Consider the following 16,676-nt stretch of genomic DNA (forward strand, 5'->3'; position numbering starts at 1 on the left):
CGCGTGATGAATAATCCAACGCCCGGCAAACAACGTTCGCGCTATTCCGCGTTCCAACTCTTCTCCAAGGGGTTGTCCCAGGAAGGCTGGCCAGAGGTTTGGTCTCAGCCTGATATGAAGAGTAGCTACGATGTGGTGATCATCGGTGGTGGCCTCCACGGGCTCGCCACCGCATACTATTTGGCCAAGAACCATGGCATCACGAACATCGCGGTGATCGACAAGGGCTACATCGGAGGTGGCGGTTCGGGCCGTAATACGTCGATCCTGCGGTCGAACTATCTCACCCCGGATGGCGTGAAGTTCTACGATCGCTCCTTGAAACTCTACGAAGAGCTCTCAGGCGAATTGAATTTCAACCTGATGTTCGCTCAAATGGGTCACCTATCATTGGCGCACGATGACGGCGGCATGCGGACGATGCGCTGGCGCGCCGAGGTCAACAAGGTGCAGGGCGTGAATTCGGAAGTCATCGATGCCGACGCGGTCAAAGAACTCGTGCCGTATATCGATACGTCGAAAAGCACCCGGTATCCGGTGCTCGGGGCGCTGTACCACCCACCCGGCGGTACGATCCGTCACGATGCGGTGGTCTGGGGTTATGCTCGCGCCGCACACGAGATGGGCGTCCATATTATTCAGCACACCGAAGTGACCGGTATCGATGTCGAAGGCGGCAAAGTCACCGGTGTGAAAACCTCACAGGGCAATATCGCGACCGAAACGGCGCTGAACGCTACGGCCGGTTGGTCCTCGCTGATCTCCGATATGGCTGGCATCCGTATGCCGGTGACCACCTCCCCACTGCAGGCCGCAGTGACCGAACCGGTCAAACCATTCTTAGGCACCGTGGTCGTCTCCGGCACATTGCACGTCTATGTCAGCCAAACCGACCGCGGCGAACTAGTATTCGGCGCCAGCGTCGACCCGTTCACCTCATATTCGATGCGCGGCACCTTGGAATTCGTCGAAGGACTCGCAACCAACGTGCTGAGCTTGATGCCGTCCCTGTCGAAGATGCGCCTACTGCGCCACTGGGGAGGCCTATGCGATATGACGCCCGACTACTCCCCCATTATGGGCGAAACCGAGGTTGACGGCTTCTACGTTGATGTCGGCTGGGGAACCTACGGTTTCAAAGCCGGTCCAGTTGCCGGTGAAGCCATGGCAGAAAACATTGCCACGCAAAAACGTCCAGAGATCATCAAAGGCTTCGGTCTCGACCGCTTCTCGTCCGGCCGGTTGGTCGGCGAAAAGGGCGCCGCCGCGGTTGGCCACTAACCCGAATCACGAAAAGGAGCAACGTTATGATGCAAATTAACTGCCCGTGGTGCGGGCTACGCAACGCCACCGAATTTCGACAGCTCGGCGAAAAAGCGCCGCGTCCCGATGTCGCGACCGCCGATCCCAAAGCATGGCGCGAATACCTGTACTTCCGCGACAACACCTGGGGTATCGCCGAAGAACGGTGGTTTCATTCCGCGGGATGTCGCCAATACCTCACCCTGCACCGCGATACCTACGCCAATAAAGCCCTCCGTTCCGAAGGAGACCCTCGATGACCCCCTCTGAACACAATGCTCAACCTCGGCGTCTGCCCACCCAGAACCACGAGGTAATCGACCGGTCCCAACCCGTTACCTTCACCTGGAACGGCGAAACCTACACCGGATTCGAGGGCGACACCGTGGTGTCAGCACTGTATGCGGCTGGCGAGCGCATCTTCTCTCGCAGTATGAAACTGCACATCCCCCGCAGCGTCCTAACCGCCTCGATGCACGATCCGGGCACCATCATGCAGATCGATGACGAACCCAACGTGCGCGGTGCACACCGACAGATCACCGAAGGCATCAACGCCAGCTCCCAAAACACCTGGCCCTCGCTGAAATACGATATCCGCTCCATTAACCAGCTGGGCAGCCGATTCTTTGCGCCGGGCTTCTACTATAAGACCTTCATGAAGCCAGACTTCCTGCGTCCGCTCTACCAGAAGGTACTACGCGGATTCGTACACGGCGGTGTGGTATCCGAAGAAGAACCCGCCGAAATTTACGAGAAACGCTACGCCCACGCCGATGTCGTGGTCGCAGGTGGTGGACCCGCCGGCATGTCAGCTGCGCTGGCCGCCGCAGCAACCGGCGCGTCAGTGATGCTTGTGGAAGAAGAACACGAGCTAGGCGGTCACCTACGCTGGGCCGACGGCGTATTGGCACGTCAACTCGCGTCCGAGGTGGAAAGCAACCCGAATATTCGGGTGCTCACCAACTCGACCGTGGCGGCAAGCTATGACGACAACTGGCTCCCCGTCGTGCAGCGCTCACCAAAACCAGGCATGGCCGAACGCATTCTCAAAACCCGCGCTCGCAGCCTTGTCGTGGCCGCCGGTCTCATTGAGCGTCCATATGTCTTTGAGGGCAATGACCTGCCCGGCGTGATGCTCTCGACGGCAGCACGCCGACTCATCAACCTCTATGCGATTCGCCCCGGTGACCGCGCTGTCGTGTTAACCGCGAACCCCGAAGGCGATGCAGCCGTTGACGATCTGCGCCGGGCCGGTGTGGATGTTGCGGCCGTCGTGGATGCGCGCAAGGGCGATACCGTCGTGCGGGCTCGCGGCCGTGGCCGTCTGCAATCAGTCGAACTATCCTCGGGGCAACGCGTCGACGCTGACCTGTTGGTCACCGCGGTCGGCTGGACTGCACCGACGTCGCTGCTCAACATGTCCGGCGATCGGCCCTACTATGAACCACGCGCCGCACGCTTTTTGCCCGGTGGTACCGACGAGGGCGTCTATGCAGCCGGTGGGATTGCCGGCGATGGAGACGTTCAGCAACTGCGCGACCACGGTGCCTCCGTCGGTGAGCGTGCGGCAGCACATGCGCTGACCGAACGCGGTCGTGTGATTGCTTCGACCCCAACGGTGCCGGGCCAACTCGACGCGGTGGCTCAAGCCGACCTGCCCGAAATCGAACCGCTGCCGGTGCCCGAGCACCCCGAACTCTTCCGATCGTCCACGCACGGGTACGTGGATTACTCGGAAGATATCACCTCCAAAGATCTCGTCTCCGCGGTCAATGAGGGCTATGACTCGGCAGAGCTCGTCAAGCGCTTTACGACGGTCACCATGGGGCCGTTGCAGGGCAAGCTGGAGTTGGTGAACTTCATTGCCGTTGTCGCCGAAGCAACCGGCAAAACTATCGCCGAAACCGGCACGACCACGTGGCGTCCGATGTACTCACCGGTCGCCCTCGGCGCGCTGGCTGGGCGCAACTATGATCCGGTGCGCTACTCATCGATCCAGTCGTGGCACGAGGCCCACGGAGCCACTCCGCTGGTGACGGGCCAGTGGATTCGTCCAGAACACTACGGCGATCCCGAAGCTGAAGTGCGCCGCGTCCGCGAAACCGTCGGCATCATCGACGTGACCCCGCTGGGCAAGATTGACCTGCGCGGCCCGGATGTGCCGAAACTGCTCAACCTGCTCTACATCAATAAGTGGTCCAAATTGGATATCGGCAAGGTGCGCTACGGTGCAATGGTCTCCGAAGATGGCGTCGTGATGGACGACGGGGTCACCGCCCACCTGGCAGAAGACCACTACCTGCTGACCACCACGACCGGTGGTGCAGGTCGCGTGTGGGACTGGATCGAAGAATGGTTGCAGATTCACTACCCAGAATGGGAAGTCAACGCCACTCCGGTTACCACCGCCTACACGAGCATCAACATCGCGGGGCCACATGCCCGCACCCTGTTGTCGCGGCTTACCGAAGGCGTGGATCTGTCCGCGGATGCGTTCAAGTACATGCAGGTGCGTACCGGCACAGTCGCGGGCGTGGATGACTGTATTCTGTGGCGCATTGGCTTTACCGGCGAACTTTCCTATGAGATTCACGTGCCAGCCGCATACGGTCTGCACGTCTGGGAGACCCTCCTTGAAGTCGGCAAAGACCTGGGCGTTGGTCCATTTGGTATTGAGGCACAGCGTATATTGCGTCTGGAAACCGGCCATCTGATCGTCGGCCAGGACACCGACGGCCTAACCCAGGCCTACAGTGCCGGTCTCGACTGGGCCGTCAAGCTGGACAAAGACGATTTCGTTGGGAAGCCCGAACTGCTGTGGCAGCAACAGAAACAGGCCGGGCCCCGCTTCGTGGCCGTCCAGCCGGTCGATCCGACCATCGTGCCGGTCGAAGCCACCCAGATCATGCATCCTGATGGCACCATTGCCGGCCGCATCACCTCGAGCCGTCATTCACCGACGCTGAATCGATCGATCTGCTTGGCCCAGGTGGACCATTTGCTGTCTGAGCCGGGCACCATGCTCGACATTCGCCAGGTCGATGGTTCGATCATCCAAGCTGAGGTCATGCCAGAAATGTCGGCCGTCGATGCGGAAGGCACCCGCTTAGAAAACGACACGGTGCCACAACCGCTGACGACCTTCGCCAAGCCGATCGCTCGTGGCCCCGTGCGTCTTGGCACAGCGACCACGACAATCGCTGGCTGGGAGGTCGGAGCTGAGCCGAGTTCAGCGGCCATGACACTGCAAGATAAGTCGGCCATGGCAAAGATTGAAGTCCGCGGAGCCGCGCATGGTTCAACAGCGGAGAAGTTACAGACCGGGTTCGGCCGCACCCACCAAGGCGAACAGGGCACACTGGTCATCGGTTCTGGACCGGGCCAATGGCACGTCCTGTCTGAACCTGGCTCGCAGCACACCGCACTGGAGGAACTGCAGCAGATGGCCGATGAGACCGAAGAACTCACCACGGTGGTCGATCTCACCCACGGTCGTGCACTGTTCCGACTCACCGGCGCCGAGGCAGCTGAACTGCTCAATAAGGTTTGCTCGTTGGAGCTCTCCGACGACATCGTGCCTGACGGTTCCGCACTACGCAGCACAGTAGCCGGTGTCGTCACAGATATTGCACGCAACGATATCGCCGGCACACGCAGCTACCTGCTGCACTGTGAACGCTCAGCAGGCCAATACCTCTGGGACACGCTCTTCGATGTCGGTGCAGAATACCGCATCGAAGCCGCAGGTTCCAGCACCGTCTAACCGCAAAAGAACATACCGATAAGAAAGTGGCCGATCCAATGTGGATCGGCCACTTTCTCATGCATACTGGATCCCAGCACACTCGAAGTTATTCTTCGTCAGTACCCGCGTCGATAATCTCCATATCGGCGTCACGACGGGAATCCACCGCACCGGTCACCGAGCCATCGTCGTAGTCAATTTCTAAGGCCTGGACGGACCCGAAGACCGCATCGGCACGAGTCGTCACTTGGGCTTCCCAACCGCGCTGACCGATCAGATCAGCGACTTCTTGGCTCGGTTCACCTTCCAACGCCAATACTCCATCCTGCAGACTGTGGCGGGGCGCATCGATGGCTTCCTGCAGAGACGCATCCTGTAAAGCCCACGGTACGAGCACGGAGTTGAGGATGTTTGGTATTTGGTGACCACCCGGTGTGCCAATACCCATGACCACGCGGTCTTCGTCATCCAACACCAGCGATGGCGCAGACCAGCTCACCGACTTACGGCCAGCTTCGGGCTGATTCGATTCCGTGTCAATGGCTTCGAAGCGAGACAGCTGATCGTTGAGGAAAAACCCACCAACATATTCGGAGTCGCTACTGCCCCAAAAACTGGTCAGCGTGTTGGTCATCGACACCGTCAGCCCGTCGGAATCGACCACGGTCAAATGCGTCGTGTTCCCGGCCTCAATTTCAGCGCGGTCACCGGTGCCATCCTCTGGTTCGATCGCTGCGGCGGGTTCAGCAATATTCGCATTGGATTCCGCATCCGTGAGTTCATCGACGGGGACGTCCACAAAATCCGGGTCACCAATATGATCACTGACACTCTGGTTTGCGGTTTGCCACGCATTCGACAGATGGTCGATATATTCTACTGAGCCCGGTTCCGCATCTGCAGCGCCCAAGGATTCAGCAATCTGTAACTGCTGCACTATCGCAGCACCGGGTAGCGGCGGTGCCGCAGAGACGAATTCGTAGTCACCAAAACTGCCACTGACCGGTTGGGCATCCTCGGTCTCATAGTTGGCCAGAGTTTCGGCATCCAACCCGTCAACCTGGGTCAGCTGCTCGGCAATAGACCCGGTGTACATCGCTTCGGGACCATCTTGTGCCAGCGTCCGCAGCGTGTCCGCTAGTTCTTGTTGCACCAGCGTGTCACCCTGCTGCAACGGACGATCTGGCCCGGTGTGAAAATGATTCAGTCCGGCAGTCGAGGCTGGCCCGTAATCACTAACAATGCGTTGGGCAAGCAACTCGGTGACTTCAAAACCCTCATCGGCCAATTCGATGGCCGGTTGCAGCAATTCTGCCCATTCCATGCTGCCATACTGCTCGTGCAGGGTGGCCATGCCATCCACCATGCCGGGCACGCCCGTGCCGGAAGCTGGAATCGAACCGTCCACGGCCACCATTTCACGATAGTCATACCCGACCGGTTCCATCCCGGGCCCAGCGAGCACGGTTGACCCGCCGCCACCGATGCCTGAGGCGTAGGGTTCCACGACGCTAATGGCAAACGATGTCGCGATGGCCGCGTCAACCGCATTGCCACCGGATTCTAAAATCTCGACCCCTGCATCCGCCGCGTCCGGATGCGCTGCCGCCACGCCCTGCTGGCTCAACTCGGCGGAAGCCTCGGGCGTTGCCGGTGTCGTTTCAGATTCCGTCTCCGATGGGGCGGGTGTGGATTCCGTGGTGGGCGGCGGCGATGGCGTCGGCTCTTCCGGTTCGGCGCCACAACCGCTCACCGTCATCAGCGCTGCCAGTGAGCTCAAAGAGACCACCGTCTTGAGACGAAACGGCATGCTCGATAGGGTCCTCGACATTCGCAGGGTCCTTCCACAAAACAGTATGGTTTCGGCCACAGTAACACGCGCAGGTTTCGAGGAAGGATTGATTCCGGCGTGTTCGGCCTGGTCACGGGGTTGTCAGCAGTTTATCCAGTATGTTTGAAGATAGCGCGCCTAGAATGCGAGACCTGATGACGTCCACACGAAAACCAGATGCCCTCTATGCCCCACACCTCGGTTGCTGATTCCCCAGATCGCAGTGCCGGTAAGCCCCGACGCCTCCGCGGCCTGGATGCTGCCCGTGCCATCGCGATCATTGGGATGCTCGCCGTCAACGTTGGTCCACGCAAGGACACCGGCGACACCGAGCTAGCCGTGGTCATTTACGACATCCCCGCCGGCCGAGCCTCACTGCTCTTTATGATTCTTGCCGGGATCGGGATGTCTTTAATGACGAAACGCTCACGCGAAACCGGTGTGCCCCTCCCCTGGCAAACCATCCTGTGGCGTGCCGTGTTGCTGATCTTCAGTGGGCTGGCCCTGCAGATGTTGAGCCATGATGTCAGCGTCATCCTCACCTATTACGGCATACTCTTTTTCTGTGGACTACCGCTACTGCGAGCGCCGACGTGGCTGGTGACGACACTGGCCACCATCAGTTTGGTGTCTGGTCCGCTGATCTGGTTGTTCTTGCAACAACAGACCTCGACGACGTTTGATTTCCTGGCGCCCTCACTGGCAGACCCGTTGTGGACGATGGTGCATTCGACCTTGTTAACCGGTGCGTATCCGGTGTTGATCTGGTTGGCGCCGTTCCTGTTTGGCATCGTGCTGGGTCGGCTGCAACTTGCGGAGCACGCGACGCAGCTGCGACTCATCGTCTGGGGTGCTGTCGGTATGTTGCTGGCCTCTGGCCTCTCATTGACGCTGGTGGGCATCTACGGCCAACCCACCGGTTATGGCTGGGACCAGCTCATCTCGGGCGAGGCCCATTCGATGATGCCACTGTGGTTAATTGCTGGTAGCGGCGCCGCGGTATTGCTCATCGGTATCTTCTTGCGCGCCGAACACTGGGTGGTCCACCGGCTGAGCTGGCTGGTGTCTGCGGGTCGACTGTCGCTGACCATCTACGTCGCCCATCTCTTTGTGTTGGCTTGGCTTGTGCGTCCCGGACCAGAGACACTATTCCAGGGCTATATGATCAGCGCCGCGATGTCAGTGTTCTTTGTGGTCGCGGCCCATATTTGGTGGCGACAGATCGGCCTCGGGCCACTTGAGCGGCTCTTGAGCTGGCCCCCACGGCTCACGCGCTAACGCAGGATCCACACCATCCCGACTCGTGATAGCAAGTCGCTGGTCGTGGCCACCTAGTAGCTCGGGTAGCACTCTTGACTTGGGTCGTTGCCATCATAGGCGGCCCGACCGCTTTGTGTATCATCGTAAATCTGCGATGGAATATCATTCCAATGCTCCGCATACGACAATTGAATCTCCACCTCAGTGTCCAGCAGCTCACGGACCATCGCTGCATATGCAATGTTGTCATCACAAGCCTCATACTCACCGGCATGGAGGATTTCAAGGCTGAACTTTGGCTCCCGGTGCATCGGTTCCAGGTATACAAAATTGAATTCAACAACCTCACCGAGATCTCGTTCGGCGGCCTCATACAGCGTCCAAGCTTGCCGAATGTTCGAGTCCCGGGGTCCCTCCACGAATATCTGATAGTCGGGGCCAGGCACCCATCGCTCGCCAACCTCCCGCATTTTGTATGACCATGGGGCACTGTCGGTACCGGCCTGCAGTTGAACGTAGACGTGCTCATCGCCAATCCCGGCCGGGATCTCAGCATCCTCAAATGCCTTGAAAGCGTTGAACCCCTCAGTGGCCTTCTCCGAACGCATGGTAAAAGCGATTTTTGGTTCGGGATCGTCGAGCTCTTCCGCCCGATATTGCTCGTGTTTCCACACTTCCACTTCTTGTGCGTGTGTTGTTCGAGCCGTCTCGAGTACTTCAGTCCATTGCTCAGCGGTGAAGTCAGGTACCACACCTTCCCAGCGTTGAAAGGCCTGCACCCAAGTAGATCCGTCGACAAGGATGTCTGGCACAAAGATGCTCGTTTCCGCTGACTCGGCTAACAAGCGGCCCGCCTCGTCAAGGTCTGCATCCTCATATAAGGCGGCCGAGTAATCATAGAGACTGCGGGGCCTAGTCATTGGATCGTGGTCCTCATATGCAAAGTTCACGCTGGAGAACTCATCTGACTGCTCCAAGTCCTCGGCCGCAGCTTCGGTATCGCGAATATACTCATCGACACAACCGCTCAACATCATGCCCACGAGGATGATCATTCCCGCTACCGCAGATCTCCTATACGTGAAGGAACTGCGGCACTGTTGTCCGAGGGACGTGGCTCGACCTTTCGGAGCCCGCGTTTCGTAGGCCATTTTCAATCTACGCATGATTTCGGCGACGAACAGACTGCGATGGACCTGAGCGTGGTGCTGACCCTATTGGCAAATGGCACGTTAGCGCACGATCCACAGGTCAATAATGACCGCGGCAGGTTCTCGTCGTCCGGAACCAACGACGACGGTCGATTCCAACCAGCGCCACGACGTCTGCTCGGTATCGGCCACTTCAAAACGCGGCGCACACCGAAAATAAATGCGTTCTGCCGGGACCTCTTTGCCTTCTGCCAGCGCGGTAATATCCTCGGCCGCACCGGTCCGGTAGGCCATATTGGTCACGAAGATGCGCGCGCCGTCGTCGAGTTCGATCACGTATCGGGCGTCGAGATCCGATTCCGTCGCGCTACGGATGACCTGAAAATCAGCTCCGGCGTCCAGAATGGTGCCCGAAACATTCGGCCCCGTCAGCGTGCCGCCGGTAATCGGAATCACTCGACGTTGACCGGCATGCGTGCGCCCGACCTCAACGGGTTCAGCAACTTCAATACGAAGCGTGCCAAAGTACTCGAGCGTTGGGGCAGCAGGTTCAATGGGTTCAGTAGCAGTCGTCATGGGAACTAGAATACGACATTCGGGTTTTCCATAATCAAAGTGTCCGGATTTCTCGGTGTCGCTTTGTCGTGCGGAACCATACTGTTAAAGCATGACTTCAACAACAACTCCCCAAGCGGCGCACGAAGCCGCACGCCCACCTTTGAGGTTGGGCTTCACCCTCTTACATCTCACGGTCATGGGCACCGTCGGTACGGTGACCATCGGATTGATCTCCGCGGCCATCAGCGCCGGGCTCGGCATGATCTTCTTACTCGGTATCGGACTGCTCGTCCTGCTCGGTGTGCTCTATGCACTCTTTGGGCTCGCGTGGTTCGAAATCGAACGCATCGCCTATCTCTATCACGTCCCGGCGCACTCGTTGACGTGGCGGCCACGGCTCCAGCCCGGTTTCGTGGGCTACCTCAAATCCCTGTGGAGCAACCTGGCTCACGGGCGCATGTGGGCGGCCCTCGGCAACTTCCTGTTGGCAAGTATTCTGGGTGCGGTCATGCTCGGCGCCATCCAAGCCATGGTCCACTTCATCGTCGTCTCGTTTGGCCCGCTGACGGATGCAGAATCGGTCTCCATCCCGTTTGGTATCCAAGTCTCCTCGGCTCAAGCACCCTGGATGCTGTTGCTGGCACTGGTCTGCGCCGCAATCGCCGTCGGTTTGATGTTCCTGCATCGCACCATCTCGACCGCCATCATCGGTGCTACCGCACGCGAATCGCATCTCAACGAGCAGGTGCGCACCACCACCGTGCAACGTGAAGGCGCCATGCGTGCTGCCGAAGTGGAACGCACCCGCATCGAGCGTGATCTCCACGACGGCGTCCAACCCCGACTGGTCTCCGTCGGGATGACGCTGGGTCTGGCAAAACAACAGATCGATGACGATCCCGAACAGGCCAAATCACTCGTGGATGAGGCCCACACGTCAACCAAGACCGCTATCACCGAGCTGCGCCAACTCACCCGCGGCATCTACGCCTCGGTGTTGGATGATCGCGGGCTCGATGCGGCGTTGTCAGCAGTTGCCGGGCGCTCCCACATACCGGTCAACCTGGACGTTCGCTTGCCGGGGCGCTATGACCGCACTTCCGAAGCTGCCGTGTACTTCGCGATTGCCGAAGGCCTCACGAATGCGGCAAAGCACTCCCGCGCCTCCGAAGCCCGCGTGACCGTCCGGCAACGTGACGAAGAGCCAGGACGCCCATACCTGTGGGCACGGGTTGAAGATAACGGCGCCGGCGGAGCAAAAGTCTTACCCGGTGGTGGCCTGGATGGCATCACCAATCGGGTGGTCGCTGCAGGCGGCACCATCAAAATCGACAGCCCCACGGGCGGGCCCACTGCTCTGGAGGTGAGCGTGCCATGCGCATCCTAATCTGTGAAGACTCCGTGCTGCTGCGCGAAGGACTCGTGCGGTTGCTCGAGCATTCGGGTCATGAGGTCTCAGCGGCACTTCCGGATACCAGCGACCTGTTGGCCACGTTAGACGCGGATATGCCGGACCTGGCCATCCTCGATGTGCGACTACCGCCAACCTATACCGATGAAGGCATTCGAGCAGCGCTACACATTCGCCACAGCTACCCCGAGTTGCCGCTGCTCGTGTTGTCGCAGTACGTCGAGGAGCGCTATGCGTCCGAACTGATATCCACGCATACCACCGCCCTGGGATACCTGCTCAAAGACCGGGTGGCAGACGTGACCGAGTTCGTCGCCTCTCTGGAACAGATCCGATCCGGTGGCACGATCCTCGATCCGGAAGTGGTGGCACAGCTGTTGACCAGAAGTAATCACGACGACCGCATGCAGCGCCTTACCGACCGCGAGCGCACCGTGCTGGCCGCCGTCGCCGAAGGGAAATCGAACCAGGCCATAGCCGAACTGCTGCATCTGTCAGCAGCCAGCGTGGAAAAACACATCACCGCGATTTTCCAGAAACTCGAGCTGGAAGCAGACGGCACGGGCAACCGACGGGTCCTGGCCGCACTGGCCCACATTGAAAACCAGGGCAACGGCACCCAGACCGGCACACAGCCAAGACAGGAAGACTTATGAGCACCAACATCACCTCGAATGAAACTGACACACGCGTCCCGCCGCCACCTGAACCGAAGCGTCCGTCGGCGACCCGACCCATCATGGTGCTGGTCGCCGTCATCGGCGGGCTGACCCTACTAGTCATCATGTTGACCACCATCTTCAGCTCGGCCATCGGGCTCAACCGCGGCGCGGCTACCACCACGGCCGACGCCACCGGTGTCACCTCGCTGACCGTCGATGCGGGCGCCTCACGATTCGACGTTGAATTCAGCGACGTCGACGAAGCAACCTTGGAGACCAACGGGCTCAACGCTGACCGGTGGAATCTGACCCGGCAAGGCACGGATCTCACCGTTGAGGCGCCGAGCCTGTGGACCAACTGGTGCCTCTTCAACTGCAGCAATAACGGAACCCAGGTCACGTTGGTGCTCCCTGAGGATCTCAATGACGGCAATCTGAGTGCTGACCTTGATCTCTCGGCAGGACGGTTGAACGCCACCGGTGACTTTGATCAGCTCGCGTTTGAACTCGGTGCCGGCGAAGCGATCATCAACGGCTCCGCCCGCGCACTCGATGCCCAGCTGAATGCCGGCAGCGCCAATGTGCAGCTAGCCGACGTGGAAACCGCTGAACTCGAGGTCTCTGCCGGACGATTGGAAACCGAGCTGACCGGTAGTGCCCCCGCGACCGTGGATGCAGAAGTCAGCGCTGGGCGGCTAGATCTGACCCTGCCGGATGTGGCCTATGCGGTAGATTCCGACATCTCAGCCGGAAATCTCGATAATGGACTACAAACCAGCTCAGCTTCAGACCATCGCATCGGCATCCAGGTCTCTGCCGGGAATGCGACTCTTCGTGCGGGAGAGAATCCGAACGGCCAGTAACAGAGTCGGCTGAGAGAATAATTGCATTCACTCCCCAACTGCGAGTCCTATGGCAGAGCCCTTGTCGCGTATAGCCCACCAAAAACCTTGAGCCTTAAAGTATCAAGTATTTTACCTAGCTATCGCGCGGGTTCTGCCTTAGACTGTTGGCGTCTATTGGGTGTTTACTGCCCATAACTAACAGGTGTCGGAGTCTCGACACTGCTCAACTCACACTGCAGGAGACCATCACATGTCGCAGGCAACTACTGAGCCGCAAAAAACCACTTCTCGTAAAGTCAAAGCTCTACTCGCCGGTGGACTTGTCCTCGGTGTCGGCGCCGCGGTCACCCTGGCCGCATGGACGGACCAGGAATGGGCCGAAGGCATCTTTAGCACAGGCTCATTCAACATCGAATCCAGCGTGAGTGGTGAAGAAGGCTCATTCAACGACCACACTCCTGAAGAAGACGGCGTTGCGGCGCTCACCTTCGAACTGGCCGGTGCAGACAACATGGCGCCAGATGACACCGTTAGCGCACCATTTGTACTGCGCTTGGACGAATCAACAACTTATAACGCTGAAGTTAATCTCGACTCGGCCAGCGTTGACGGCCCCAATGGTCAGAACCTCACCTACGGCATTACCGAGGTCGCCTCAGTTGAGGAATGTACCGCTAATGCTAGTGGGACCACAGTCGTCCCGACGGGTACCGCTATGACTTCTGCAGAGGGCGCCAATTTAGTTGAACTGACAGCCGGTGCAGAAGAGGCGGCTGGAGCTCCGTCCGTGCTCTGTTTCGAAGTATCTGCAGGGGAAGAACTCGTCGAAGGCGCATCTACAACCGCTCAATGGCAGTTCATCGGTAGATCCACCGATGAATAAGCTCCGGTTAGGATTTTCACCGCACCGTGTCTAACAACGACGCTCCTATGGACGCATCGCAGAGCCTCGAATCACGAGGCTCTGTAGGACGACGGCGCCGCGCCAACACGGTTCGACGTCGTCGTCAGGTCAGAGCGCTGCTGGCAGGCGGATTGGTGCTGGGCGTCGGAGCATCTGCCACGTTCGCGGCATGGACCGATCAAGAAAATGCTTCTGGTGAGTTCCAAACCGGCATTTTTGGGATTGAAGCCAACGTAGACGGCACGTGGAACAGCGAAGGCCAGATGCAGTTCGATTCTACGAACATGTACCCAGGCCAAGACGTCTACGCTTCGGTATTGATCCGGTCGAGCCCCGACACCACGATGGATGGCGAAATCACAGTCGCTCCTTTCGAGACCACCGGGGCTCTGGCTCCACATCTAAGCTACCGGGTCGCTGTCCCAAGTGAGGGGTCTTCGCCCGCCTGTGGACCATCGAGCTTCGGCCCAAATGGTGCAGCATTGGTTCCGCTGAGCGACCCTCCGGAAACCAACGATCCACACGTAGTCTCCTCTGCTGGGCAAAACGTGGTCGAGTACTGTTTCCACGTGCAGCTGGATGAAAACACACCAAATGCAATGCAGGGGACAGATACCCAACATATTTGGGTCTGGAGTGCGACATCAATTGACGACAGCTAAACGCTTGCGTTCCCGGCTCGGCGATATTTTGCTCTCGGTGCTGGCGGTGGCTGGCGCCATCTGCCTCATCTTGGTTGTAGTTGGGCTGACCATGAACGTGTCGATCATGATGTTCCGTACCGGGTCTATGGATCCGACGATCCCAGCAGGCTCCATTGCCTTGGTACGCGAGATTCCTGCCGCCGAGATGAGCGAAGGGGATATCGTCACAGTCGACCGGGGAGACGACCTTTTACCGGTAACGCACAGGGTCACAGAAATTACAGACCTCGATCCACAATCTGATGCCGTGACTTTCGTGATGCGCGGGGATGCAAATAACGTCGACGACCCCGAACCCTATACCGCCCAGACCGTGCGCCGCGTGTTCTTCTCGATACCGGGTGTAGCTCCGGTCATTCAATGGTTCCAAAACCCGCTGGTACTTGGTGGGCTGACACTGGCAGCTAGCGCCTTGGTAGTTTGGGCCTTCTGGCCTCGTAAAGATGAAGAAACTTCTGCGCCCAAACGTGGTGTACACAGTGCCCAGGCCCTGGTTTTACCGCTGGCTTTAGTCGTAGCTGCGCCACTGCTGACCAGCCCGGAGGAGAGCGATGTGTCCGGTGAGTACTTACGGATGCGTTCCTTCGGAGATGTCGAACGCATGACAAACCTGGCGCCGGGTGATTCAGCGACCTGGGCTGTAGATATCTGGGCGGATACACCCGAACCAGACGTCATTGATCTGCACTTGAGCGCCACAGGCCAACTCGCTGAACAACCGGACGCGTTGACCACCGTGGTGACTCTGTGCAGCCCACACCCCACTGCCACGGGCGATTGCGCCGAAGATGCACAGCGCTGGGAAATTAACACCCCACAGTTGGCCGACAGCAATGTTGCCCAGCCCATAGGGACAATGTCGACGGAAGAACCCCGTCGCGTACTCATCACCGCAACTCTTTCAGATTCACCCGGGGCTTCCATACAGGAAACCACTGCAAAATTCCGGGTCACAGCCGCCGGATCGGGGGAAGAACTGAGCATGACTCCTGACAACAGTGAGTCCTCCCCCACCACGGACGATGCTGATACAGGACTTGCGAGCACTGGTTTCACCGGCGCCCTGTGGAGTATAGCTATAGCCGTGGTGTTGATCATCGCTGGTTTGGCCATTACAACAGCCCGTGGCCATAGTCTGCGACGTAAGTCCGGACGTGGTCCGTCGTGATCGCTCACCTGCTGCCCAGGTTGCCAGCCGGTGATCCGGTCGGGCAAGCGCAAACCGGACTGCAACAACTTTTCCAACCTCGGCCGCTTCAACGGGGACTCAACGCACTTGGCCGGTTGCGTCTTGGCTTGTGGGGCACATGGCGTCAATCAGGGTAAAACTCTCTGGCATTTTTTGCAGCTTTCTGACGAGATTTTGTGAACCACATCACTCACAGGAGTGCAGATACGCCCGTCCAGAAACGAGTTGTCGAAATTAGATGATTGAACACGCTGTGTCGTTGGCTTTCCTTCTAGCGACACTGAGCACCACATCGGGCGCACCCTTCCAACGACCGCGAGCATAGGCTCCAATTCAACGAGAAATTCCTAACGTACCCGTATTCGGCGACCGCTGAGCGTATCTTACGTATGCTAATGTACTCCCGCAGGTCTAACGACAGCATCAGAAGCTCTCTGCCATGAGTTTCCTGCAAATGGATGTTAGCTCAGGATCACCCAGGCCTGCTGCACGAACCACTAATGAGCAGGCCTGTCCTTACATCGACGGAGACAGGATCGGAGGTCCAAGTTGATGCCTGTGGGTGTTCCATTTGGATGGCAATTCTTAGGCTATCTCCTAGCGGAAGCAGACTGCCAAGCAAATTCATTCTAAAAGTAGTTGTGTAGTCGTGATCATTGCCAGAATTTTCCACGGTATTTTCTTGGAGGTTAAAACCAGTGAGTGGGGCAAGGATAGCGCCGAGCCCAGACGAGTCTGCGAGGATGTTCGCGTTCGCTAGTTCATAGCCATCTGGCGCGGACCAGTACACCTCGACCCTGGCGCCTAGTAATCCGGGAATATAGTCGCATGCCTCAACGGCGAGTTCTGCTGGAGGAACGGCACCAGCTTGAAGAAATCCCGTGGCGTGCGCTTCCGCAGTCCAGCTGGCCTCAGTGGCTCCGATCTTGTTTTGCCCTGCTCCAAAGATGCTCAGAAGCACGGTCAACAAAATAATCATGGATCCAAGAAAGGTTCGGCTTCGTCTCTTGCGGCTCTGACCTTCTATGATGGACGTCATTGCTGTTCCGATTCTTAACGTTGACCAGACATATGTGACCTCGGTCCCGCGCAGATCGAAACCAGAGGAAAA

General features: G+C 58.6%; 14 protein-coding genes. 10 read left to right on the plus strand and 4 right to left on the minus strand.

Annotated elements, in window-relative coordinates:
* The first annotated feature begins 6 nt into the window (after nucleotides 1–6).
* The 3 genes from ACYVJT_RS06190 to ACYVJT_RS06200 are packed head-to-tail and all read left to right on the plus strand — an operon-like array spanning nucleotide 7 to nucleotide 5,068.
* Complete coding sequence (locus ACYVJT_RS06190) at nucleotides 7–1,281, plus strand: FAD-dependent oxidoreductase (RefSeq protein ID WP_343956038.1); 1,275 nt, start codon at nucleotides 7–9, stop codon at nucleotides 1,279–1,281.
* A 26-nt stretch (nucleotides 1,282–1,307) separates the two neighbouring features.
* Complete coding sequence (locus ACYVJT_RS06195; RefSeq protein ID WP_343956001.1) at nucleotides 1,308–1,562, plus strand: sarcosine oxidase subunit delta; 255 nt, start codon at nucleotides 1,308–1,310, stop codon at nucleotides 1,560–1,562.
* The gene (locus ACYVJT_RS06200; protein WP_343956002.1) at nucleotides 1,559–5,068 is read left to right on the plus strand and encodes a 2Fe-2S iron-sulfur cluster-binding protein; all 3,510 of its coding nucleotides are present in this window, start codon (nucleotides 1,559–1,561) and stop codon (nucleotides 5,066–5,068) included. The genes ACYVJT_RS06195 and ACYVJT_RS06200 overlap by 4 nt, the downstream gene beginning before the upstream one ends.
* 88 nt (nucleotides 5,069–5,156) lie before the next feature.
* Here ACYVJT_RS06200 and ACYVJT_RS06205 read toward each other — a convergent pair whose 3' ends face one another.
* Entirely contained in the window at nucleotides 5,157–6,860 is a 1,704-nt protein-coding gene (locus tag ACYVJT_RS06205; protein ID WP_343956003.1) for a gamma-glutamyltransferase family protein, read from the minus strand.
* Between the two features lie 207 nt (nucleotides 6,861–7,067).
* On the opposite strand from ACYVJT_RS06205, the gene ACYVJT_RS06210 reads away from it, so the two are divergent.
* Nucleotides 7,068–8,159, plus strand: coding sequence for a heparan-alpha-glucosaminide N-acetyltransferase domain-containing protein (locus tag ACYVJT_RS06210; RefSeq protein ID WP_343956004.1), 1,092 nt, complete (start codon nucleotides 7,068–7,070; stop codon nucleotides 8,157–8,159).
* A 53-nt stretch (nucleotides 8,160–8,212) separates the two neighbouring features.
* Here ACYVJT_RS06210 and ACYVJT_RS06215 read toward each other — a convergent pair whose 3' ends face one another.
* Together ACYVJT_RS06215 and ACYVJT_RS06220 are read right to left on the minus strand one after the other, a co-directional pair.
* Nucleotides 8,213–9,196, minus strand: a complete 984-nt coding sequence (locus ACYVJT_RS06215) for a hypothetical protein (protein ID WP_343956005.1) — start codon at nucleotides 9,194–9,196, stop codon at nucleotides 8,213–8,215.
* Nucleotides 9,197–9,373: 177 nt separating this feature from the next.
* The gene (locus ACYVJT_RS06220; RefSeq protein ID WP_343956006.1) at nucleotides 9,374–9,868 is read right to left on the minus strand and encodes a DUF3237 domain-containing protein; all 495 of its coding nucleotides are present in this window, start codon (nucleotides 9,866–9,868) and stop codon (nucleotides 9,374–9,376) included.
* A gap of 91 nt (nucleotides 9,869–9,959) precedes the next feature.
* Here ACYVJT_RS06220 and ACYVJT_RS06225 point away from each other — a divergent pair, with 91 nt between their 5' ends.
* From ACYVJT_RS06225 to ACYVJT_RS06250, 6 genes are all read left to right on the plus strand, one after another.
* The gene (locus ACYVJT_RS06225; protein WP_343956007.1) at nucleotides 9,960–11,237 is read left to right on the plus strand and encodes a sensor histidine kinase; all 1,278 of its coding nucleotides are present in this window, start codon (nucleotides 9,960–9,962) and stop codon (nucleotides 11,235–11,237) included.
* The gene (locus ACYVJT_RS06230) at nucleotides 11,225–11,917 is read left to right on the plus strand and encodes a LuxR C-terminal-related transcriptional regulator (protein WP_343956008.1); all 693 of its coding nucleotides are present in this window, start codon (nucleotides 11,225–11,227) and stop codon (nucleotides 11,915–11,917) included. The genes ACYVJT_RS06225 and ACYVJT_RS06230 overlap by 13 nt, the downstream gene beginning before the upstream one ends.
* Entirely contained in the window at nucleotides 11,914–12,786 is an 873-nt protein-coding gene (locus tag ACYVJT_RS06235) for a DUF4097 family beta strand repeat-containing protein (protein WP_343956009.1), read from the plus strand. The genes ACYVJT_RS06230 and ACYVJT_RS06235 overlap by 4 nt, the downstream gene beginning before the upstream one ends.
* A gap of 232 nt (nucleotides 12,787–13,018) precedes the next feature.
* A complete protein-coding gene (locus ACYVJT_RS06240; protein WP_343956010.1) occupies nucleotides 13,019–13,651 on the plus strand; it encodes a SipW-dependent-type signal peptide-containing protein in 633 nt (210 codons plus the stop codon).
* Between the two features lie 26 nt (nucleotides 13,652–13,677).
* Nucleotides 13,678–14,334 (plus strand): SipW-dependent-type signal peptide-containing protein, encoded by a 657-nt coding sequence (locus ACYVJT_RS06245; RefSeq protein WP_343956011.1) that lies wholly within the window; start codon nucleotides 13,678–13,680, stop codon nucleotides 14,332–14,334.
* The gene (locus ACYVJT_RS06250) at nucleotides 14,321–15,544 is read left to right on the plus strand and encodes a signal peptidase I (protein ID WP_343956012.1); all 1,224 of its coding nucleotides are present in this window, start codon (nucleotides 14,321–14,323) and stop codon (nucleotides 15,542–15,544) included. The genes ACYVJT_RS06245 and ACYVJT_RS06250 overlap by 14 nt, the downstream gene beginning before the upstream one ends.
* Nucleotides 15,545–16,037: 493 nt before the next feature.
* Here ACYVJT_RS06250 and ACYVJT_RS06255 read toward each other — a convergent pair whose 3' ends face one another.
* Nucleotides 16,038–16,604, minus strand: a complete 567-nt coding sequence (locus ACYVJT_RS06255; protein ID WP_343956013.1) for a hypothetical protein — start codon at nucleotides 16,602–16,604, stop codon at nucleotides 16,038–16,040.
* Nucleotides 16,605–16,676: the final 72 nt, after the last annotated feature.

This window comes from Yaniella soli (genome assembly GCF_054782375.1).